This is a genomic window from Pseudomonas sp., from assembly GCF_035512415.1.
Taxonomy (GTDB): Bacteria; Pseudomonadota; Gammaproteobacteria; order Pseudomonadales; family Pseudomonadaceae; genus Aquipseudomonas.
Map to the genome: position 1 here is coordinate 656,993 of NZ_DATKDZ010000013.1, position 21,445 is coordinate 678,437.

Sequence of the window (21,445 nt, forward strand, 5' to 3'; positions counted from 1 at the left end):
CGCCAATCCGAATCAGGCTTTCAAACGCCACTCGTCCTCACTGCCAGTCGAGGCTCAGCTCGGCCTGCCAGGCGAAACGCTCGAAATGGCTGGTCACCACCTTCTTCAGGCTTTCCAGGCCTTCGCTGCTGGCGCTCTGCACGCTCAGGCGCAGGCCGTCGGCTTCGGCCTGCAACAGCGCCAGGCCGCTGTCGAACTCGATACGGCCCTGCTGCTCATCGAAACTCACCGGAATCTTGTGGGCGAAGTGTTTGCACAGCCGGCTGATATAGCGGGCCGGTGTATCCGTGGCGACATGGGCGCTGGCGTTCAATTGCATGGGTTTCTCCTGAATAAGGGAGGGTTCAATAGCCGACGGTAAAGCGCTGGCGCAGGTGCTGCGGGCGCTCCAGCTCATCGATGATGGCCACGGCCAGGTCGGCCACCGAGATCTCTGCCGGGGCATCGCCATTCATCAGCAACTGGTCGCCGCCGAGACGGAACTGGCCGCTGCGCGCGCCGGGCTGCAACAGCGCCGGTGGCGAGATAAAGCTCCAGTCCAGCACAGTTTCAGTCTGGAGCAGGTTGAGGGTCTGCCGCGCGCCTTCGGCACCTTCCTTGTATTCGGCGGGGAAGTTCGGGGTGTCGATCAGCTGCAGACCTGGGGCGACATACAGGCTGCCCGCGCCGCCGACCACCAGCAGGCGCTGCACGCCGGCCTGTTTACTGGCGGCGATGATCGCCTGGCTGCCCTGGATAAAGCGTTCGCGGATATCCGCCGTGCCCCAGCCGGGGTTGAAGGCGTGGATCACCGCGTCGTGGTCCCTGAGCTGCACGGCTAGTGCGTCGGCGTTGTAGGCATCGCCGGCTACTGCGGTTAGCGCCGCGTGCTGCGGCAGTTTCGCGGGATCACGGACGATGCCGGTGACCTGATGGCCGCGGTCCAGGGCTTCTTGTAGAACAGCTGCGCCAACAAAGCCGCTGGCACCGATCAGAGCGAGTTTCATGGGTATCTCCAGATGGGATTAAGTGAGACAGATAATCGCAGCTGGATAACGCTCGGAAAAATAGGCTAAAAAGGCTTTAACCATTAAGCAGGGCTTACGAATGGGGCAGTTAAAACGTATGGCAGTGTTTGCCACCGTGGTCGATCGCGGCTCCATGGTGGCGGCGGCCGAGGTGTTGGGTATGACGGCCTCGGCGGTCAGCCAGCAGATTCGCAAACTCGAAGAAAGCACCCAGGTCAGCCTGCTGCACCGCACCACGCGCAAGTTGACCCTGACCGAGGCGGGCGCGACCTTCTACCAGAGCTGCGCCCAGGTGCTGGCGCTGGCCCAGCAGGCTGAACAGCGCCTGGCCGAGTTGCGCGATGCGCCGGTGGGCGAGCTACGGATTGCCGCGCCGGTGGGGTTGCCCGGCAAGTTGCTTAGCGCGGCGCTGGCACCCCTGCTGAGTGCCCACCCTGGGCTGAGCCTGCGGTTATTTTTCCACGACGAGAAGATCGATCTGGTCGAGCAACGTATCGATCTGGCCATCCGCGTCGGCCGCCAGGAGGATTCCAGCCTGGTGGCCCGGCATGTGGTCGACTGGCCCATGCTGCTGTGCGTGGCACCGGCCTACCTGGCGCGCTGCGGCTGGATCGCTACGCCGCAGCAGCTGCTCGGCCTTGACTGGATCGGGCTCAACACCGACCGCGCGCAGTATCTACAGCTGCGCGGGCCGTCCGGTGGCGAGGAGCGCCTGCGGCTGGAGAGCCGGATTGCCTGCAACAATATTCTCGCGGTGCGCCAGTTCACCCTGGCGGGCATGGGCGTGTCGTTGCAGCCAGAACCGGAAATTCGCGAGCTGCTGGCCCGTGGCGAGCTGCTCAATCTGCTGCCGGATTGGCATCCAGAGCCCATCGGCCTGCATATCGTCACACCGCGCCGCGATGCGCAACCGGCCAAGGTGCGCTATGCCATCGCGGCGCTGCGCCAGCATCTGCAGGCACTCTGATAGGCGGTAGGGTGTGGCGCTATTGCCAGTCGAGGTATAGCTCGGCTTGCCAGGCAAAGCGCTCGAAGAGAGCGGTAATCAGGTGCTTGAGCTTTGTCAGGTCTTGCTGGTTATTGCTCAGTACGGTGATGTGCAGGCCTGTGCTGTCCGCATGCAGATGCGAGAGGCCAAAGGCAAACTCGATGCGGCCCTGCTGCTCATCGAAACTGACCGGCAGCTTGTGGGCGAACTGTTCGCACAGGCTACTGATATAGCGCGCCGGCGTAGCGGTGACGACATAGCTGGAGGCGATGCAGGGTGCGCTGATGCCATTGCAGCGGTTGAAGTGAGCATGGCGCTGGGCGGCCAGGGTGTCGCGTACCGGCTGCATAGGGTGCGGGTAGAGGGCTGGCCTCTGAGTCTGGGTGCGGATGCCAGATTGGGCATATTTCATGGGTATTCCCCCAATCACTGCTGGCTAAGGCAAAGGTGCCTTCGCGGGTGAAGATAAAGTCCAGTGCGTGTCGCACACCTTTCGGCGTTAGCAGCTGATATGTAGCCATCGGACTGCACTTAATTCCTTTTGGTTGCATCAAAGATCTGCTTGTAGCGATTGGTTTGCTTGGGCTGGTCACCGCTGGCCCCCTGTCAGGGGCCGTGGTTGAGCGGTTCGCGCCACCCTGGAGGGGACCGGAGAAGCCCTTCGGGAAGCGGGACTTACCGACGGGAGGGTGGGCGATGCCCAAAGATTGCCGTATAACGGGCGGCATATGCGCATTGGGCAACACAGGACCCCTGATTAAAGCTGATGAAGACGCCAAAACGTATTGAACCCCTGGTCGAAGCGGGTCTGGTCGACGAAGTGATACGCCCGCTTATGAGCGGTAAAGAGGCCGCGGTGTATGTGGTGCGCTGTGGCGAAGAGCTGCGTTGCGCCAAGGTCTACAAGGAAGCCAATAAACGTAGCTTCCGTCAGGCCGCGCAGTATCAGGAAGGCCGCAAGGTGCGCAATAGCCGCGACACCCGGGCCATGGCCAAAGGCTCCAAGTACGGTCGCAAAGGCCAGGAAGATGCCTGGCAGAACGCCGAGGTCGCGGCCCTGTTTCACCTGGCCAGTGCCGGGGTGCGGGTGCCCAAGCCCTATGACTTCCTCGAAGGCGTGCTGCTGATGGAGCTGGTCACCGACGACGAGGGCGCGGTGGCACCGCGTCTCAACGATGTCGACCTGCACCCGGACGATGCCCGCGAGTTCCACGCCTTTATGATCCGCGAAGTGGTGAAGATGCTTTGCGCCGGCCTGGTGCATGGCGACTTGTCGGAATTCAACGTGCTGCTCGGCCCCGAAGGCCCGGTGATTATCGACCTGCCCCAGGCGGTGGATGCGGCGGCCAATAACCATGCCTTCAGCATGCTGGAGCGCGATGTCGGCAATATGGCCGATTATTTCGGCCAGTTCGCCCCGGAGTTGAAGTTCACCAAATACGCCAAGGAAATGTGGGCGCTCTACGAAGAGGGCAAGCTGACCCCCGAGACGCCGCTGACCGGCGAATTCGACGACCCGGAAGAGTCGGCCGATATCGATGCGGTGATGCGCGAAATCAAGGCGGCCCTGGCCGATGAAGAACGTCGCCAGGCGCTGCTCAATGCCGACGACGAACCCCAGGGCGCAGAACCGCCGCCCTGGGCGCAATAGGCTGAGATCGTTGCCGACAAAAATGCCGCTCACCTGATCAGGTGAGCGGCATTTTTTATGTCAGTTATCCATGACTGCCCGTGTTCAGTCTGTAGGGTGGATCGGGGCGCGTAGCCGACGCTTTTTTCATCCACCATCCGGATGCGAGGTGGTGGATGGGTGGAGCGACATCCACCCTACGGGGACCGCGCCATGAGCGTAGGGCTAAGGCTATAGCCGCGCAGCTTTGAAAGTATCGCAGCGGCCGACATCACCGCCGTCAAAACCGGTCTTGAACCAGCGCACGCGCTGCTCCGAGGTGCCGTGGGTGAAGGAGTCCGGCACCACCTGGCCGCGGCCCTGCTTCTGCAAGCGGTCATCGCCGATGGCGTTGGCGGCGTTCAGGGCTTCCTCGATATCCCCGGGTTCCAGCCAGTCATGCCGGCGTTGGCCATGGAAGGCCCACACGCCCGCCAGGCAGTCGGCTTGCAGTTCCTGACGGACCAGCAGACCGGTGGCTCCTTCCACCCGCTCGCCGCGCTGGCGGGCGGCATTGACCTTGGCCGAGACGCCGAGCAGGGTCTGCACATGGTGGCCGACCTCATGGGCAATCACATAGGCCTGGGCAAAGTCGCCCGCCGCGCCAAAGCGCTGTTCCAGCTCGCGGAAGAATGCCAGGTCGATATACACCCGCTGATCGCCCGGGCAATAGAAGGGCCCGACCGCCGAGTTGGCGAAGCCGCAGGCGGAATTGACCCCGTCACGGAACAGCACCAGGGTCGGGTCCTTGTACTGCCGACTGGCTCCCTGGAATATTTCCCGCCAGGTGTCTTCGGTGTCGCCGAGTACAGCGCGGACGAACTCCGACTGCTCGTCATTGGCGGCCGGCGCGGAGCTTTGCGGCGCGCTAACCGAGCCACCCTGCATGGCCTGGCCGGCCAGCTGGCCAAGAATCTGCATCGGGTCCTGGCCGCTGAGCAGGCCAACGATCACCACGATGGCAACGCCGCCCAGAGTCAGCCCCTTGCCGCCGCGCATACCACCGCTCTTGCCCCGTGCATCCACCACGTTGTCGCTGCGTCTTCCGCGTTTCCAGCGCATCTGTTTATCCCTGGCTATGTATCGCTATTCGAATATTGGCCTGTCGCCGCTGGATCAGTTGCCCGGGTACTGGCTAAGCACCTGATCCTGGCCCTGCTTGTCCAGGCCGATCACTTCGTAGGCCTGGCGCACGTCGCCGTATTCCATGCCCGGCGAGCCGGTCGGCATGCCCGGTACGGCTGCGCCGAGCAGGTCCGGGCGTTGGCGCAGCTTGAGGATGTCCGCGGCGGGTACATGGCCCTCGATAAACTGGCCGTCGATCACCCCGGTATGGCAGGAGGCCAGGCGCGGCGGTACGCCCAGGCGTTGTTTGAGCGCACTCATGTCGTTTTCGACATGGTCGTTGACCTGGAAACCGTTGTCTTCCAGGTGGCTGATCCAGGCCTTGCAGCAGCCGCAGTTGGGGTCGCGGTGTACGTCGATGCTGAGCACCTCGGCAGCCTGAGTCAGGCCGGCGAAGCAACAGAGAAGCAGGGCGGAAAGACGCATGGTAAGGATCCTCTTGAGGGCGGGTTGAGCATAGCGCGCTTGCCGGGGGCACCGTAACTGCTGCCTGTCGCTGCGGATGACGTATGCTGCGCTGACAATCGATAACAAAGGATGCTGGCAATGCTGTTTGCGCGCGTGGTTCTACTGCTTCAAGTGCTGGCTCTGGTGGGTTTGGGCCTGGCGTATTTTATTCTGCCCCATGAGATGGCCAACCTCAGCGGTATGCTGCTGATGGCTCCGGCGGCGGCGACCGATGTGCGTGCCTATTACGGCGGCCTGCAACTGGGGCTGGCGGCCTTTATCGGCCTGTCCCTGGTGCGCCATGACCTGATCCGCGCCGCCCTGACCCTGCTGGTGCTGGTTTACAGCGCCCTGGCCTTGGCGCGTATCGGCGGTCTGTGGCTGGACGGCGGTGCTCAGCAGACCTTCAACCTTTACGCGCTGCTGCTGGAGGTGGTGTCGGTGGGGCTGTGTTTCTGGGCGCTGCGGGGGCTGCAGCGCGACTAGTTGTGCCCTACCGCCGCTCCAGCAGCACACCCGACTCCATATGGTGGGTGTAGGGGAACTGGTCGAACAGCGCGCAGCGCGTCACCTTGTGGCTGTCGCTGAGCTGGGCGATATTGGCGGCCAGGGTCTTCGGGTTGCAGGAGATATACAGGATGCGCTCGAAGCGCCGGGTTAGTTCGCAGGTGTCCGGATCCATGCCTGCGCGCGGCGGGTCGACGAACACGCTGCCGAAGTCGTAGCTCTTCAAGTCGATGCCGGCCAGGCGGCGGAACGGCCGCACCTCGTTGAGCGCTTCGGTCAGCTCCTCGGCGGACAGGCGCACCAGGCTGACGTTATCCACGCCGTTGTCGGCCAGGTTGGCCAGGGCGGCGTTGACCGAGGATTTGCTGATCTCGGTGGCCAGTACCTTGCGCACCCGGGTGGCCAGCGGCAGGGTGAAGTTGCCATTGCCGCAATACAGTTCCAGCAGGTCATCCTGGCGTTCGCCCAGCGCAGCAAAGGCCCAGGCGAGCATCTTCTGGTTCACCTCACCGTTGGGTTGAGTAAAGGCACCTTCCGGCTGGCGATAGCTGAAGGTGCGACCGGCCACCTGCAGTTTTTCCTCGACAAAATCCCGTCCGATCACGATGCGCTTGCCCTTGGAGCGGCCGATGATGCTGACCTGCAGATCCGCCGCGAGCTTCTCCGCCTCGGCTTGCCAGGCCGCATCCAGTGGGCGGTGGTAGCACAGGGTGATCAGTCCGTCGCCGCTCAGGGTGGTGAGGAATTCGACCTGGAACAGTTTGAAGCCCAGGGCCTTGGAGGCCTGCCAGGCGGCTTTCAGGCGCGGCATCAGGGCATTGATCTGCGCGCTGGCGATGGGGAAGTCTTCGAAGAAGATCGGCGTGTGTTTGTCGCCGGCTTCGAACATGGCGTAGTGACGGTCTTCACCTTCGCGCCACAAGCGGAATTCGGCGCGCAGGCGGTAATGCTCGCGGGGCGACTCGAACACTTCGGGAGCGGGAGCGTCGAAGGGGGCCAGCAGCTCGATCAGACGCTGCTTCTTTTCGGCGAGTTGGCTGGCGTAGCTGGCGGGATCGAACTGGGAGCGGCTCATGGGGGGACTCGAACAGTGAATAAGTTGCAGCCGTAGGCTGGGGCTGGCCTCGTAGGCCTGCGACGCAAGGAGATGGTGGGTTACGGCGCGTCAATATTGGCGGTGTTGCCAGATATCGTCTACGCGCCTAACCCACCCTACGGTTCTTTACGCAAACCAGCCCAGCTTGACCACGAACAGCAGCGACAAGACTACCAGTGCCGGGTTGAGTTCGCGCCAGCGGCCGGCCAGCAGCTTGACCAGGGTCCAGGTGATAAAGCCGAAGGCGATGCCGTTGGCGATGGAAAACGTCAGCGGCATGGCCAGGGCAGCGACCACCACGGGGGCGGCGACGGTCAGGTCGTCCCAGTCGATCTGCGCCAGGCTGCTCATCATCAGCACGGCGACGAACAGCAGCGCCGGTGCGGTGGCGAAGGCCGGTACGGCACCGGCCAGCGGGGCGAAGAACAGGCTGAGCAGAAACAGGGCGGCGACCACGCAGGCGGTCAGGCCGGTGCGCCCGCCAGCGCTGATGCCCGCGGCGGATTCGATATAGCTGGTGGTGGTGCTGGTACCCAGCGCGGCACCGGCCATGGTGGCCGTGCTGTCGGCCATCAGTGCGCGGCCCAGGCGCGGCATCTTGCCTTCCTTGTCGAGCAGGTCGGCTTTCTGCGCGACCCCGACCAGGGTGCCGGAGGTGTCGAACAGGTCGACGAAGAGGAAGGCGAAAATCACGCTGATCAGGCCGATATCCAGTGCGCCCATGATGTCCAGTTGCAGCAGGGTCGGCATCAGCGACGGCGGCATCGATACCACGCCGGTAAGCTGCGACAGGCCGAACAGAATCGACAGGCCGGTGACCAGCAGAATGCCGATCATCACCGCGCCGGTGACCTTGCGGTAGGCCAGGGCGGCGATCACGAAGAAGCCCAGGCAGGCCAGCAGCGTGCCGCCCTGGCTCATGTCGCCGAGGGTCACCAGGGTGGCGGGGTGGTCGACCACGATGCCGGCGTTCTTCAGCGCGATGATCGCCAGAAACAGGCCGATACCGGCGGCGATGCCGGCGCGCAGGGCCAGGGGGATGCTGTTGATGATCCACTCGCGGATCTTGAAGATCGACAGCAGAAAGAAGATCACCCCGGAGAGAAACACCGCGCCCAGCGCCACCTGCCAGGTATGGCCCATGGTCATGACCACGGTGTAGGTGAAGAAGGCGTTGAGACCCATGCCCGGTGCCAGGGCGATCGGGTAGTTGGCGACCAGGCCCATGATCAGCGAGCCGATGGCGGCGGCCAGGCAGGTGGCGACAAATACCGCGCCATGGTCCATGCCGGTCTTGGCCAGCATCTCCGGGTTGACGAAGAGGATATAGGCCATGGTCAGAAAGGTGGTCAGGCCGGCGAGCACTTCGGTGCGCACCGTGGTGTTATGGGCCTTGAGTTGGAACAGTCTTTCCAGCATGCGGAACTCTCCGTAACGGCGGCGGTGCCGTGTTTATGCAAAAAGAAAGCAAAGCACATCCGCGCGCAGGTGCAGGATTTTGCTGGCGATCCGGGAAAAGGCGCGCATCATATCAGCTCACCCGAGAGGGGTGAATTTATGACCGAACAGACAGTTTTAACACCAAGGAGAGCACTATGACCGCACGGGCCCTGATCAGCGTTGCCGACGGCATCGAAGACCTTGAGTGCGTGACCTTGATCGATGTGCTGCGGCGCGCCGAGATCGAAGTGGTGGTGGCCAGCATCGAAGGCCGGCGCATGATCACCTGCGCCCGCGGCACCCGGCTGACCGCCGACACCATGCTGGTGGACGTGCTGGCCCAGGCCTTCGACCTGATCGTGTTGCCCGGCGGCATGCCGGGCGCGCAACACCTGGCCGAGCACGAGCCGCTGGCCGAGCGGGTGCGTGAGCAGGCCAAGGCCGGCAAGTTGTTCGCCGCCATCTGCGCGGCCCCGGCCGTGGCCCTGCAGCATTACGGCGTGCTCAAGCAGCGCCGGATGACCTGTTATCCGGCGTTCAGTGATCGGCTGAGCGGCTGTGTGTTTGTCGATCAGCCGGTGGTGGTCGACGGCAACTGCATCACCAGCCAGGGCCCGGGCACTGCCTTGGAGTTCGCCCTGTGCCTGGTCGAGCAATTGGCTGGCAAGGCCAAGCGCAAGGAAGTCGCCGAGGCCATGCTGGTGCCCTGAGCGCGCCTCAGGCGGCGTTGGGTGGGTCCTGCGGGTGCAGGTGGTCGCGCCGGGCCAGCGCCGGGAACAGGCGAATCCACAGGCCGCAGACCACGATGGCCCCAACGCCGCCGATCAGCACCGCCGGTACGCTGCCGAACCAGGCGGCGCTGACCCCGGCGCGGAAATCCCCGAGCTGATTGGATGCGCCGATAAACAGGCCATTGACCGCGCCGACCCGGCCGCGCATCTCGTCCGGGGTCTGCAATTGCACGAAGGCCGCGCGGATCACCATGCTGACCATATCCGCCGCGCCCAGCAGGACCAGGGTAGCCAGGCTGAACCACAGTGAGGTGGACAGGCCGAAGCCGATGGTCGCCACGCCGAAGATCGCCACCGCGCTGAACATCACCGGGCCGACCCGGCGCTCGATGGGAAAGCGCGCCAGCCACAACGACATCAGCAGTGCGCCCACCGCCGGGGCCGAACGCAGCAGGCCGAGGCCCCAGGGGCCGGTGAGCAGGATGTCCTTGGCAAACACCGGCAGCAGCGCCGTAGCTCCGCCCAGCAGCACCGCGACCATGTCCATCGACACTGCGCCGAAGACCTCGGGGCGGCTACGGATAAAGCGAAAGCCGGCCAGCAGCGAGGTCAGGGAGACTTTCTGTTTGAGTGGCAACTGTCGCCCCGGCAGGCTCAGCATCAGTGTCAGGGCCGCGAGGTACAGCGCCAACGCCGGGCCGTAGACCCAGCCGGCGTCGATGGCGTAGAGCAGGCCGCCGAGCGCCGGGGCGACGATGGTGGCGGTCTGCATGGCCGAGGCGGAAGCGGCCACCGCGGCGGGAAACAGCCCCGGCGGCACGATATTGGGCAGCAGCGCCTGGGTGGTGGGCATCTCGAAGGCGCGGGCGGTGCCCAGGGCGAAGGCGATCAGAAAGATCATTTCCCGGGTCAGGCTGCCCTGGCTGCTGGCCAGCAACAGGCATAGCGCGACCAGACCCTGGGCCGCCTGGCAGAGGGCGGCCACCTTGCGCCGGTCGAAGCGGTCGGCGACATGCCCGGTCAGCAGGATAAACAGCACCCGCGGCAGAAACTCCACCAGGCCGACCAGGCCCAGGTCGAGCACGTTGCCGGTCAGGGCATACATCTGCCAGCCGATGGCAACCGCGAGCATCTGGAAGCCACTGGCGGTCAGCACCCGCGCGCACCAGAAGGCGATAAAGGGGCGTTGGTGGCGAAGAAGTAGTTTGCCGTGGACTGACATGATTATTAGATAGCTAGCTACTGAAGATGCCGCAGCCTAGCATGGCTGCGCCCCCGAACAAGGGCTGTGCGCGACAAATAACCACAGCAGCAAGGCTCGGGTGAGGGGGTAGTCTTTTACCTATGCTTGATCCAGGTCAAAGCCCGCATTGGGTTTTCCTGCGGGCCACCTTGGCCCCGGCCACTGGCTTTCCTGCCCATGACAAGAACAAACGACTCTTTTTGCGCTCCTATAGCAAAGGCGCGCACACGGCTGTGCCCCGAATAACCTGATGAGGATGCTCCATGTTCGGTATAGAGGCGCTCGACCTGGCTCGAGTGCAGTTCGCCTTCACCATTTCCTTCCATATCGTCTTTCCGGCCATCACCATCGGCCTGGCCAGCTACCTGGCCGTGCTCGAAGGCCTGTGGCTGAAGACGGGCGAAACGGTGTACCGCGACCTGTATCACTTCTGGGCGAAGATATTCGCGGTCAACTTCGGCATGGGTGTGGTCTCCGGCCTGGTCATGGCCTATCAGTTCGGCACCAACTGGAGCGCCTTCTCCGACTTTGCCGGGGCGGTCACCGGGCCGCTGCTGACCTATGAAGTGCTCACCGCCTTCTTCCTCGAAGCGGGTTTTCTCGGCGTGATGCTGTTCGGCTGGCACCGCGTCGGCCCTGGCCTGCACTTCTTCTCCACGGTGATGGTGGCCATCGGCACGCTGATCTCGACCTTCTGGATTCTCGCTTCCAACAGCTGGATGCACACCCCCCAGGGCTTCGAGATTATCGATGGGCGGGTAATCCCGGTGGACTGGTTCGCCGTGGTGTTCAATCCGTCCTTCCCTTACCGCCTGGCGCATATGGCCACGGCGGCGTTCCTCGCCACGGCGTTCTTTGTCGGCGCATCGGCGGCCTGGCACTTGTTGCGCGGGCGCGACAACCCGGCGATCCGCAAGATGCTGTCGATGGCCATGTGGATGGCCCTGCTCGTTGCGCCAATCCAGGCGGTAATCGGCGATTTCCATGGCCTCAATACCCTCAAGTATCAGCCGGCGAAGATCGCCGCCATCGAAGGCCACTGGGAAAACCATGGTGACGAACCGACCCCGCTGATCCTGTTCGGCTGGCCGGATATGGACGCCGAAGAGACCCGCTTCAAGATCGAGATTCCCGCCCTCGGCAGCCTGATTCTGACCCACAGCCTGGACAAGCAGGTGCCGGCGCTCAAGGAGTTCGCCAAGGAAGATCGGCCCAACTCGACCATCGTGTTCTGGACCTTCAGGGTCATGGTCGGCCTGGGTATGCTGATGATACTCACCGGCCTCTGGGGCCTGTGGCTGCGCAGCCGCGGCAAGCTGTTCCAGAGCCGGCCGTTCCTGCACCTGGCGGTGTGGATGGGGCCTTCGGGGATCATCGCCATCCTCGCCGGCTGGTACACCACCGAGATCGGTCGTCAGCCGTGGATCATCCACGGTCTGATGCGCACCGCCGATGCCTCCTCCGGACACAGCTTCGCGCAGATGAGCCTGACCCTGGCGCTGTTCGTGGTGGTCTACTTCGCCCTGTTCGGCGCGGGTATCGGCTATATGCTGCGCCTGGTGCGCAAGGGCCCGGTCACCGATGAAGGCCAGGAACCCGCCGAGGGCGGCCCTGGGCAGAAACGTACGCCGTCCCGTCCGCTGTCCGCGCCCGAAGAGGGCCTGGAAGAAGGCGACACTGACTCGCTGGCTGAGAGGAATTGAATATGGGTATGGATCTCTCGCTGATCTGGGCCGTGATCATCGCCTTCGGGGTGATGATGTATGTGGTCATGGACGGCTTCGATCTGGGCATCGGCATCCTCTTCCCCTTTGTCAAAAGCGAAGGTGAGCGCGATGTGATGATGAACACCGTGGCACCGGTGTGGGACGGCAACGAGACCTGGCTGGTGCTCGGCGGCGCTGCGCTGTTCGGGGCCTTTCCGCTGGCCTATGCGGTGGTACTCAGCGCCCTCTACCTGCCGCTGATCTTTATGCTGCTGGGGCTGATCTTTCGCGGCGTGGCCTTCGAGTTCCGCTTCAAGGCCAAGGCCGCCAAACGCCACCTGTGGGACAAGGCCTTTATCGGCGGCTCGCTGACCGCGACCTTCTTCCAGGGGGTGGCCCTGGGAGCCTATATCGACGGCTTCGAGGTGGTCGACCGGGTGTTCGTCGGCGGTGCGCTGGACTGGCTGACGCCGTTCTCGCTGTTCTGCGGTCTGGCCCTGGTCGCCGCCTACGCCTTGCTCGGCTGCACCTGGCTGATCATGAAGACCGCAGGCCGTCTGCAGCAGCAGATGCACGATATGGCGCGGCCACTGGTGTTGGTGGTGCTGGCGGTGACCGGCATCGTCAGCCTGTGGACGCCGCTGGCCCACGCCGAAATCGCCGAGCGCTGGTTTAGCTTGCCGAATATCTTCTGGTTGATACCGGTACCGCTGCTGGTGCTGCTGTGCACCTGGGCGCTGCTGCGCGCGGTGGCCAGCAACGCCCACTACTCACCGTTCCTGCTGACCCTGGCGCTGATCTTTCTCGGTTACAGCGGCCTTGGCATCAGCCTGTGGCCCAATATCATTCCGCCGTCGATCAGCATCTGGGAAGCCGCCGCGCCGCCGCAGAGCCAGGGCTTTATCCTGGTCGGCGCGGTGTTCATCATCCCGGTGATCCTGATGTACACCGCCTGGAGCTATTACGTGTTTCGCGGCAAGGTCACTGAAGAAGATGGCTACCACTGAGGAGCGCAGGATGACCGATGCAGGCGAAAAAAAACCGCTATGGCAGCGGCTCGGCTGGCTGGTCGCGATCTGGGCCGGCAGCGTGCTGGCCCTGGGCGCGGTGTCCTATCTGCTACGGCTGTTTATGCAGGCCGCGGGGATGGGGACGCCCTGATCGGCCGGCGATATGTGGGGTTTGCGTAGGGTGGGTTAGGCGCATGGCGGGATGGTCCTGCGTTGCGCCTGTATTTGCTGCGCCGTAACCCACCATGGCGTCGACGCGGGCTTGTGTCTGGTGGGTTACGCGGCACCCGAATAGCGCTGTTGCTTGTGCATTAAGGTGTTCAGTGCCGCTAACCCACCCTACGGATTCGCGGCGTGCCGGGTTTATTTGATCGCTTTAAGCACTACAAACTTCGGTGTGGCGGCCACCTGTTCGACGCCGCGGAACAGCCGTTTGAGTTTGGCGTGGTAGCCCAGGTGGCGGTTGCCGACTATCCATAGCTCGCCGCCGGTCACTAGCGCCGCGCGGGCCTGCTGGAACATGCGCCAGGCGAGAAAGTCGCCGACCACCTGCTGCTGGTGGAAGGGTGGGTTGCACAGCACCAGGTCCAGCGAATCCGCCGCCTGTTCGGCCAGGCCATCGCCGGCGCGGATTTCTACCGGGCGTTCGCCCAGGGCGGCGCGCCAGTTTTCCTCGGCCGATTGCACCGCCATATAGGACTCATCGACCAGGGTCACTTCGGCCTGCGGGCTGCTCAGGGCATAGGCGATGGCGAGCACGCCGTTGCCGCAACCAAGATCGGCCACGCGCACGCGGCCCAGGTGTTTGGGCAGGTGCGGGAGAAAGGCGCGGGTGCCGATATCCAGGTCTTCGCGGCAGAACACATTGGCGTGGTTGCGCAGCTCGATGGCCGGTTTTTCCAGGCGATAGCGCGTCGGGTAGGGCGATACCGCGGCTGGTTTGGCTGCAGGCGTGGCTAGCAGCAGGCGGGCCTTTTTAACTGCCAGCGAGGCCTGCACCGGGCCGATATATTTTTCCAGCAGGTCGCCGGCGGCGCGCGGCAGGTGCTTGATCATCGCCGCAGCAATCACCTGCGCGCCTGGGGCCAGCTGACCATGCAGACGGATCAGCTGCTCTTCCAGCAGCGCCAGCGTCTTGGGCACGCGGATCAGTACCCGATCGAACGGCCCCTCGGTTGTGGCGCTGGCCGGCACGAAGCGCACCGCCTCTGCCGGCAAATGGTTACGCGCCAGGTTGGCTTGCAGGCCCAGGTAGCCCAGGTGCGAGTCGCCGCTGCTGGTGACCTGGGCGTGCCCGGCCAGGCTGGCGGCCAGGGCTCCGAAGTTGTCGTTGAGCACCAGCACTCGGGCATCCGCGGGTAAGCCCTGCTCATGCAGATGGTTGAGCAGGTACTCGTCGGCGGCGTCGAAGGCTTGCAGGGGCTCGGCCTGCTGCTCGGGCTGGCGGATCAGGTCGAGCTGGGCAAAAGGCGTAACGAATATAGGCATATGGACTACTGGTGTTTGTGGGCGGCGCTTTGCGGGACACTGTGACAGGTCGTTGGAAAACTACTGCGCTCGGCTATGCGGCATTGAAGTTAGCCTTCGCGCGCTAGGTTTTTTAACGGCCTGGCAGATAGTCGGCGCAGCAGAGGGAGTGAAGTATGACCGCCAGTGAAGACAAGTTCACCCGGCAGATTCTGAGTGATGTGCGGGTCTGGTCGCCCAGCCTGTTCAGCCTGCGCTGTTCCCGCGATCCGGGGTTTCGGTTCCGCGCCGGGCAGTTCGCCCGCTTGGGCGTGCAAAAGGCCGACGGCAGCGTGGTCTGGCGCGCCTATTCGATGGTTTCGGCCCCCCATGACGAGTTTCTCGAATTCTTCTCCATCGTCGTGCCCGGCGGCGAGTTCACCGGCGAGCTGAGCCGACTCAAGGCCGGCGACAGCCTGCTGTTGGAGCGGCAGGCCTTTGGCTTTCTCACCCTCGAGCGCTTTGTCGATGGCCGCGATCTCTGGCTGCTGGCCAGCGGCACCGGCTTGGCTCCCTTTCTCTCGATTCTGCAGGACTTCGAGGTGTGGCAGCGTTTCGAACGCATCGTGCTGGTCTACAGCGCGCGCACTGCTGCGGATCTGGCCTATCAGCCGCTGATTCATGGCCTGAAAACGCTGCCGCACCTGGCCGAATACGCCGACAAGCTGGTTTACCTGCCGCTGGTTACCCGCGAGCAGGCCCAGGGCTGCCTGCACGGGCGCATCACCAGCCTGCTGACCAGCGGCGAGCTGGAACGCGCCGCCGGCCTGAAGCTGGGCCCGGAGCACTCGCGCGTGATGCTCTGCGGCAACCCGCAGATGATCGACGACACGCGAGCCCTGCTGAAACAGCGCGATCTGCAGCTCAGCCTGAGCCGTCGGCCGGGGCAGGTGGCGGTGGAGAACTACTGGTAAGCCAGCCGGTTACTGCGCGGGTTCAGGCGGGCTGGGCGGGGGCGGCTCGGCGCGGGGCGCGCAGAGCGGCAGGCGGATCGCGAAGCGCACGCCCCAGCCTGGCTGGCTGGCTACTTCCAGCTTGCCGCCGAGCACCCCGGTGACCAGGTTGTGCACGATATTCAGGCCCAGGCCGCTGCCGCCCTGACCCAGACGGGTGGTGAAGAAGGGGTCGAAAATCCGCGACAGGTGTTCCGGGGCGATGCCGTGACCGTTGTCGGACACGGCCAGCTCGATCCAGCCCGGCTCATAGGGGAAAGCGTACAGGCCGATCTTGCCGTGCTCCAGGCCCTGCAGGCCATGAGTCAGGGCATTGTTGATCAGGTTGACCAGCACCTGGCCGAGGGCTCCGGGGTAGCTGTCCAGTTCGATCTGGTCGTCGATATTGCTGTCGATGACGAAGGGCGTCTTCTTCAGTGTCGGGCCCAGGGTGATAAGGATTTCCTTGACCACCTCGCTGAGCTGGAAAGTGCGGCGCTGAGCGCTGGCCTGGTCGACCGCGACCTGCTTGAAGCTGGTGATCAGTTCGCTGGCCCGGCGCAGGTTGCGCACCAGGATGTCGGTGGCGGTCTTGTTGTCCTGTAGGAACTGGTCGAGCACCGAGCGCTTGAGCGCCCCGGCGCTGACGGCGGCGGCAATCTCCCGGCTGTGGTCTTCCAGGGTGCTGGCGGCCATCAGGCTATTGCCGACCGGGGTGTTCAGCTCATGGGCGATACCGGCGACCAGGGAGCCAAGGGCGGCGAGCTTCTCGCTCTGGACCAGGTCGATCTGCGCGCGCTGCAGGGTCGCCATGGCGGTGCTCAATTCTTTGTTGCTCTTGCTCAGGGCCTCGGTGCGCTCGGCCACGCGCTGCTCCAGGGTGGCATTGAGTTCCCGGTAGGCATTCTCGGCGCGCTTCTGGTCGGTGACGTCGATGTTCATGCTGACGAACTGCAGGCTGCCATCGGCCGCGGGAATGCTGAAAGTGGTGGTCAGCACGCAAAGGCTGCGCTGCGGGTTGAGCTGCAGCTCGCTCAGGTAGGGGCCCACCGACGTACCCTTGGCGGCTTGGGCGAGGCTGGCGAGAAACATCGCCTGTTGCGCCGGGGTGTGGAACAGCTGGTCGAGGGTCTTGCCCAGAGCGACTTCCCGGGGGATCTCGTAGATGCGCTCGCTGGCATGGTTCCACAGCAGGATGCAGCCGTTGCCATCGAACCACTGCACGGCGACGTTGGGCGTGTACTCCAGGGTGGCGAGCAGGCGCTCCTCGCTTTCGCGCAGGCTCTGGGCGGTGTCCAGCAGCGCCTGCTCACGCTCGAGGATGGCCCCGACCATGCGCCGCAGGCTGGCTCCCAGGGTATTGAGCTCGCGAATGCGGCTGGGCTCCATGGGCAGGTCATAGTGGCCGTTGGCGATTTCCCCGACATGCCGGGTGAACTGCGAAATGCGCCGCGCCAGGATCCAGCTGGTGCGCCCGGCGATCAGCAGGGCGATGGCGAGGGCCAGGCCAAGGGCGCTGAGAATGCGCCGCCAGGTGCCCTCGATCAAGGCATAGGCCTGCTGCTGTGGCTGGGTCACCAGTACCTGCCAGTCCGGGCCCTTGACCTTGCGCGCCAGGCCGAGCAGCTGTTGGCCGTCCAGGTTGAAGCTGCGTACCGATGGGTTGTGCAGCACCTGCAGGTGGCCGAGGTTGAGCTGTTGCCCGGGCTCGGCGCTTTGCGAATCGGCGATCAACTGATACTGGCGATCGAGCATGCGGATTTGCAGGTCGCTGTCCTGGCTCAGCTGGCGGGCCAGTTCGGGGAGCGGGCTGATCGCCAGTTCGCCGACCAGGGTGCGCGGGCCCAGGGGTTGCGCCAGGGCCACCGCCAGGCGTGAGCTGACGGTGGAGAGAAAGCTGTTGGACCAGACGCTCTGGCGGCTCAGTTGCGCCTGGCGGACGAAGTCGCGGGCGGAGATATCCAGGCCGTACAGGTTCTGCCGTAGTTTGCGGCGGCTGGCCGGCAGACCGATGGCTTTGATCCGGCCGGTTTCGTCGGTCAGGTAGATGGCCTCGTAGAAATCCAAGCTATCGGCATAGGCGTCAAGCAGGGTCTGGGCCTGCTGGTTATCCAGCTTCGGGCTGCTGTGGAACAGTTCGGCCAGAGCTCCGAGTTCGCGGTTGGCGATGCTGAAATGGCGTTCCAATTGGTGGGTGATGGCCTCGGCGGCAAAGCGCTGGCGGTTTTCCACCTCCTTGATCATCAGCGGTTCGTAATACAGGCGAAACAACAGGCCGACCGCCAGCACCGGGATGCAGGCCACCAGGATAAAGCGACTGGCCAGGATCAGCAGCAGGGGGCGGGCCGCGCCCAGCTTACTCAGGGCTGCTGAAACGGCCATCGCGCACCACCATGGGGTAGAGAATGCTGTCGCTGTCGCCAAAATCATCGAAGACGATCGGGTGTTGCAGGCCCTGGAACTGGCGAATGCGCAGCAGCGTCTGCTTGGGCTGTTCGCCGGGCTGGCGCTGCTGCAGGGCCGTGAGCAGGACGCGGGTGGCGTTGTAGCCGGTCAGTGCGGCGGTATCTATATGTTGGGCAAAACGCGCCTGGTAGCGCTGCTTGAAGGCGACAAAGTCGGCGGAGTTGTCGTTCAGGTCGAAGGCCTGTGCGGTGATCATGCCTTCGACTGCGCGGCCGCCCATTTCGATCAGGGTGTCCGCCGCGCCCCAGGCCGGGGTGGCGAGTATCAGCTGTGGCTCCTGCTGGCGCAGCTGGGTGGCCAGCAGGGCGGTGTCCAGGGCGCTGCTGATTAGCACCACGGCGGCGGGCTGGTCGGCCAGGGCGCGGCGCGCCAGGTCGGCGAAGTCGGTCTGCTGGTCGCGACTGAATTCCACGGTCAGGCCGACCTCGGCCCCGCTGGCCTGCAGGTGGCGCTTGAAGTCGGCAAGCCAGGGCAGGGTGTAGCTGCGGTTGCGCAATTCGATAATCACATTGACCCGCTGTATGCCCTGGCGCTGTCCCAGGTGGTTGGCGATATCGCGGGCGTCCGGGTTGGTGTGGCTGAGGGTGCGGAAAAACTGGTCGTCGCGCCCGGCCAGCAGTGGGCTGAGCGGCGTTCCTCCCATCAGCAGGATGCCGGCCTCGGTAAACAGTGGGGCCAGCTGTTCGGCGATCAGGCTGGTCATGGGGCCGATGGCGGCCTCGACGGGCACCGCGATCAGTTCTGCAGCCGCCTGTCGGGCCCGTTGCGGGTCGAAGCCGTCATCGCGGTACAGCAGCTCGATGGGCCGGCCCTGAATACCGCCAGCGGCATTGGCTTCTTCGACGGCCAGCTGCATGCCATTGCGCCCGGCCAGGCCGAGGCTGGCACCGGGTCCGGAGACATCGACTATTACCCCCAGGCGAATGGGCGTCGGCGCGCTGGCTTGTTCCTCGCACGCGGCCAACAGCAGGGCGGTGCAGAGTACCAGCAGCCCGTGCAGTTGTGTCCTGGCGGGTGTCGTCATACTGGGCATGGCGGATAACCGTCAGGTAGGTCGCGCCTCGGGGGCCAAGGCATCGAAGTGGATCGGGCCCCGCAGGTCGGCATATTTGCGCGGGCGCAGCGGGGTGTTTCAGGCGTTTGTCGCGGGCCAGGGCCAGCCGCTCCGTCACGGCTCCGGTGTCGTGATAAAGCTCAGCAGCGCGGCCAGTTCTAGGGGCTTGGCAAACAGGTAGCCCTGGCCTTCGTGGCAGCCCATCTGGGTGAGCGAGGCGGCCTGGCTTTCCTGCTCGATCCCTTCTGCGATCAGTTCCAGTTGCAGGCTGCGGCCCAGCTGAATAATGGTTTCCACGATGCGTTTGCTGCCATCGCTCTGCTCCATCTGCCGGACAAAGCTGAGGTCGATCTTCAAACGGTCGACATTCAGGCGTTCGAGGTAGCTGAGCGAGGAGAAGCCGGTGCCGAAATCGTCCACGGCGAGGCTCACGCCCAGGCCCTTGATGCGGTTTAGCAGGTCGATCATAAAAGTGGCGTCGAGCATGGCCACTGACTCGGTGATTTCCAGCTCCAGCAGACTCGGGTCGATGCCGCTCTCCTCGAGCGTGCGCTCCAGGGTGGCGAGGAAGTCGGCCTGGCGAAATTGCGCCACCGAGACGTTGACCGCCATGCGCAGCGGCTGGCCGCTGTGCTGGATGATCTGCTGCAGGTCGCGGCAGGCGCTGCGCAGCACCCATTCGCCGAGGCTGACAATCAGCCCGGAGCTTTCCGCCAGAGGAATAAACTGCGCCGGGGCGACGAACTGGCCGTCATCGGTGCGCCAGCGCAGCAAGGCTTCGACGCCGATCAGCTGGCGGCTGCCCAGGGCCATCTGCGGCTGGTAGACCACGAACAGGCGCTCGCGCTCGAAGGCGCTGCGCAGCTCCTGAAGCAGCTGCACGCGGGCGCGGGTGTCCTGCTCCATGGCGCGGGTAAAGTGGCTGATGCTGCCGCGTTGCTGGCGTTTGCCATGCTTGAGGGCGATATTGGCCGCCTTCAGGGCCTCGCTGCCGTTGCCGTCGATCTGGTCCAGGCAGGTCAGGCCGATGGTGGCGGTGATGCGCCGGCTCAGCCCGGCAAAGTACAGCGGTTGCTGAAACAGGCCGCGCAGGCTGTTGGCGCAGACCACCTGGTTGCCGGCCAGGATGGCGAACACATCGCCTGCGGCCCGTGCCAGCAGGGTGCCGGGCGGCAGTGCCTGCTGCAGGCGTGCGGCGACCGCCAGCAGCAGGGCATCGCCGTGCTGGTGGCCGAGGGTGTCGTTGAGTTCGGAGAAACCATCGATATCGATCAGCGCCAGGGTGGTCTCGCCCGGTGCCGGACCGGTCAGCGCCTGGTCGAGCGCCTGGACCAGGGCCAGGCGGTTGGGCAGGTGCAGCAGCTGGTCGTTGTAGGCATGGTCCTTGAGCAGGCTGAGCAGCAGCACATTGTCCAGGGTGATGATGATGTTGCTGCAGAACACCTCGAGCAGTTGCCGATCCAGCTCGTTCAGCGGACGTCCGGTCTGCAGGTAGGCGGCCATATGGTTATGGCTCTGACCGGGGAAGAACAGGGTGGTCGAATGGCTGCCGTAGTGATTGCTGCGCTCGGCCAGAGCCTGATTGAGCGCTCGGGCGATCTGCTGGTCGGGCAACTCTTCCAGCTGCTTGTCGATGCAGCCCATCAGGCTACCGGCGGCTGCGACGATCAGGGCGTGGGCCGGCGAGGCCTGGTGGTCGTAGGCGCAGACCACGCCTTCGGGCGGCAGGCCGAGCAGGCCGCAGATCTGGGTGATGATCCCGGCGGCGAATTCGCTGACTCCCTGGCGTGCCAGCAGCTGACTGCTGGCGCGGATCACCATGCCCAGGCCGTGGCGGCTGGCGTTGATGGTGTGGATCTGGTCGTAGCAGCGGATGGCCGTGGTCAGCGCGGTGTATAGACGGTTGCGGGTCAGTTCGGACTTGGTCTTGTAGTCGTTGATATCGTAGTCGCGGATCGCTTCCATCTCCGGTGCGTAGCCCGGTTGGCCGGTGCGCAGGATGATGCGGATTTCGCTGTTATGCAGGTCTTTGCGGATCAGGCGGACCAGGTCCAGGCCGGCATGCTCCGACTCCATCACCACATCCAGCAGCACCACCGCCACCTGCGGCTGCGCGGTCAGCACGCTGACCGCCTGGGCGGCCGAGTAGGCATGCAGAAATTCTAGGGGGCGGTCGAGGATCTCGGTATTGGCCAGGGCGAAGCAGGTCGATTGATGCACGTCCCGGTCGTCGTCGACGATCAGGATGCGCCAGCAGGGCTCGGCTGGGTTGCGATCACTCGAGTGGGTTTCGTCGTCGAAAGCGAACAGATCGTCTTCTACTACATCGCTCATGTTCAGGCCTTGTTAAGGTATGGCGGACGCTTTCGCCGGCACTTGGGTTGGACCTCTGCGGGTCCTGGATGAGCAGCCAACAGGGCTGGGTTACCAAGCAAGTCACTAAATAGTCTAGGCGAAAAAAAACTGCACACGGCCTGACGGGTGCAGTTCCTGGGGCGTGACTCGCGGGGCGGCATCT

Annotated in this window: 20 protein-coding genes; 8 read left to right on the forward strand and 12 right to left on the reverse strand. The window is 64.3% G+C overall.

The window, feature by feature from the left end:
• Positions 1–37: 37 nt before the first annotated feature.
• Together VMP31_RS08540 and VMP31_RS08545 are read right to left on the reverse strand one after the other, a co-directional pair.
• A complete protein-coding gene (locus VMP31_RS08540) occupies positions 38–319 on the reverse strand; it encodes a DUF2218 domain-containing protein (RefSeq protein WP_325506017.1) in 282 nt (93 codons plus the stop codon).
• Positions 320–344: 25 nt separating this feature from the next.
• Positions 345–986, reverse strand: a complete 642-nt coding sequence (locus VMP31_RS08545; RefSeq protein ID WP_325506019.1) for an NAD(P)-dependent oxidoreductase — start codon at positions 984–986, stop codon at positions 345–347.
• Between the two features lie 100 nt (positions 987–1,086).
• Here VMP31_RS08545 and VMP31_RS08550 point away from each other — a divergent pair, with 100 nt between their 5' ends.
• A complete protein-coding gene (locus VMP31_RS08550; protein ID WP_325506021.1) occupies positions 1,087–1,974 on the forward strand; it encodes a LysR family transcriptional regulator in 888 nt (295 codons plus the stop codon).
• Between the two features lie 19 nt (positions 1,975–1,993).
• Here VMP31_RS08550 and VMP31_RS08555 read toward each other — a convergent pair whose 3' ends face one another.
• Positions 1,994–2,407, reverse strand: a complete 414-nt coding sequence (locus VMP31_RS08555; protein WP_325506022.1) for a DUF2218 domain-containing protein — start codon at positions 2,405–2,407, stop codon at positions 1,994–1,996.
• 354 nt (positions 2,408–2,761) lie between these two features.
• On the opposite strand from VMP31_RS08555, the gene VMP31_RS08560 reads away from it, so the two are divergent.
• Complete coding sequence (locus VMP31_RS08560; RefSeq protein ID WP_325506024.1) at positions 2,762–3,646, forward strand: PA4780 family RIO1-like protein kinase; 885 nt, start codon at positions 2,762–2,764, stop codon at positions 3,644–3,646.
• A 210-nt stretch (positions 3,647–3,856) separates the two neighbouring features.
• On the opposite strand, the gene ypfJ is transcribed toward VMP31_RS08560, so the two are convergent.
• The gene (gene ypfJ / locus VMP31_RS08565; protein WP_325506026.1) at positions 3,857–4,726 is read right to left on the reverse strand and encodes a KPN_02809 family neutral zinc metallopeptidase; all 870 of its coding nucleotides are present in this window, start codon (positions 4,724–4,726) and stop codon (positions 3,857–3,859) included.
• Positions 4,727–4,780: 54 nt separating this feature from the next.
• Positions 4,781–5,215 (reverse strand): DUF411 domain-containing protein, encoded by a 435-nt coding sequence (locus VMP31_RS08570; RefSeq protein WP_325506028.1) that lies wholly within the window; start codon positions 5,213–5,215, stop codon positions 4,781–4,783.
• 120 nt (positions 5,216–5,335) lie between these two features.
• Between VMP31_RS08570 and VMP31_RS08575 the strand changes: the two genes are divergently transcribed.
• Entirely contained in the window at positions 5,336–5,722 is a 387-nt protein-coding gene (locus VMP31_RS08575) for a DUF4345 domain-containing protein (protein WP_325506030.1), read from the forward strand.
• Positions 5,723–5,729: 7 nt separating this feature from the next.
• Here VMP31_RS08575 and trmA read toward each other — a convergent pair whose 3' ends face one another.
• Together trmA and VMP31_RS08585 are read right to left on the reverse strand one after the other, a co-directional pair.
• Positions 5,730–6,818: a tRNA (uridine(54)-C5)-methyltransferase TrmA gene (trmA, locus tag VMP31_RS08580; protein WP_325506032.1), complete on the reverse strand. Its 1,089-nt coding sequence runs from the start codon at positions 6,816–6,818 to the stop codon at positions 5,730–5,732.
• A 147-nt stretch (positions 6,819–6,965) separates the two neighbouring features.
• The gene (locus VMP31_RS08585; RefSeq protein WP_325506034.1) at positions 6,966–8,258 is read right to left on the reverse strand and encodes an NCS2 family permease; all 1,293 of its coding nucleotides are present in this window, start codon (positions 8,256–8,258) and stop codon (positions 6,966–6,968) included.
• A 176-nt stretch (positions 8,259–8,434) separates the two neighbouring features.
• Here VMP31_RS08585 and VMP31_RS08590 point away from each other — a divergent pair, with 176 nt between their 5' ends.
• Complete coding sequence (locus tag VMP31_RS08590; protein ID WP_325506036.1) at positions 8,435–8,989, forward strand: DJ-1 family glyoxalase III; 555 nt, start codon at positions 8,435–8,437, stop codon at positions 8,987–8,989.
• A 7-nt stretch (positions 8,990–8,996) separates the two neighbouring features.
• On the opposite strand, the gene VMP31_RS08595 is transcribed toward VMP31_RS08590, so the two are convergent.
• On the reverse strand, positions 8,997–10,232 hold the full coding sequence (locus VMP31_RS08595; protein WP_325506038.1) for an MFS transporter: 1,236 nt from the start codon (positions 10,230–10,232) through the stop codon (positions 8,997–8,999).
• Positions 10,233–10,516: 284 nt separating this feature from the next.
• Here VMP31_RS08595 and VMP31_RS08600 point away from each other — a divergent pair, with 284 nt between their 5' ends.
• From VMP31_RS08600 to VMP31_RS08610, 3 genes are read left to right on the forward strand one after another with little or no spacing between them, the layout of a single operon-like run.
• The gene (locus VMP31_RS08600) at positions 10,517–11,956 is read left to right on the forward strand and encodes a cytochrome ubiquinol oxidase subunit I (protein WP_325506040.1); all 1,440 of its coding nucleotides are present in this window, start codon (positions 10,517–10,519) and stop codon (positions 11,954–11,956) included.
• 2 nt (positions 11,957–11,958) lie between these two features.
• Positions 11,959–12,966, forward strand: a complete 1,008-nt coding sequence (cydB, locus tag VMP31_RS08605) for a cytochrome d ubiquinol oxidase subunit II (RefSeq protein WP_325506042.1) — start codon at positions 11,959–11,961, stop codon at positions 12,964–12,966.
• 10 nt (positions 12,967–12,976) lie between these two features.
• Entirely contained in the window at positions 12,977–13,120 is a 144-nt protein-coding gene (locus VMP31_RS08610; RefSeq protein ID WP_325506044.1) for a DUF2474 domain-containing protein, read from the forward strand.
• Between the two features lie 212 nt (positions 13,121–13,332).
• Here VMP31_RS08610 and VMP31_RS08615 read toward each other — a convergent pair whose 3' ends face one another.
• Positions 13,333–14,457: a class I SAM-dependent methyltransferase gene (locus tag VMP31_RS08615; protein ID WP_325506046.1), complete on the reverse strand. Its 1,125-nt coding sequence runs from the start codon at positions 14,455–14,457 to the stop codon at positions 13,333–13,335.
• A 155-nt stretch (positions 14,458–14,612) separates the two neighbouring features.
• Here VMP31_RS08615 and VMP31_RS08620 point away from each other — a divergent pair, with 155 nt between their 5' ends.
• Positions 14,613–15,389 (forward strand): ferredoxin--NADP reductase, encoded by a 777-nt coding sequence (locus VMP31_RS08620; protein WP_325506048.1) that lies wholly within the window; start codon positions 14,613–14,615, stop codon positions 15,387–15,389.
• 9 nt (positions 15,390–15,398) lie between these two features.
• Here the strand turns inward: VMP31_RS08620 and VMP31_RS08625 are convergent, their stop codons facing one another.
• The 3 genes from VMP31_RS08625 to VMP31_RS08635 all read right to left on the reverse strand — a co-directional run bounded on the left by VMP31_RS08625 (position 15,399) and on the right by VMP31_RS08635 (position 21,261).
• Positions 15,399–17,789 (reverse strand): ATP-binding protein, encoded by a 2,391-nt coding sequence (locus VMP31_RS08625; RefSeq protein WP_325506050.1) that lies wholly within the window; start codon positions 17,787–17,789, stop codon positions 15,399–15,401.
• Complete coding sequence (locus VMP31_RS08630) at positions 17,764–18,906, reverse strand: ABC transporter substrate-binding protein (RefSeq protein WP_325506052.1); 1,143 nt, start codon at positions 18,904–18,906, stop codon at positions 17,764–17,766. The genes VMP31_RS08625 and VMP31_RS08630 overlap by 26 nt, the downstream gene beginning before the upstream one ends.
• Before the next feature lie 135 nt (positions 18,907–19,041).
• Positions 19,042–21,261 (reverse strand): bifunctional diguanylate cyclase/phosphodiesterase, encoded by a 2,220-nt coding sequence (locus VMP31_RS08635; protein ID WP_325506054.1) that lies wholly within the window; start codon positions 21,259–21,261, stop codon positions 19,042–19,044.
• Between the last annotated feature and the right edge of the window lie 184 nt (positions 21,262–21,445).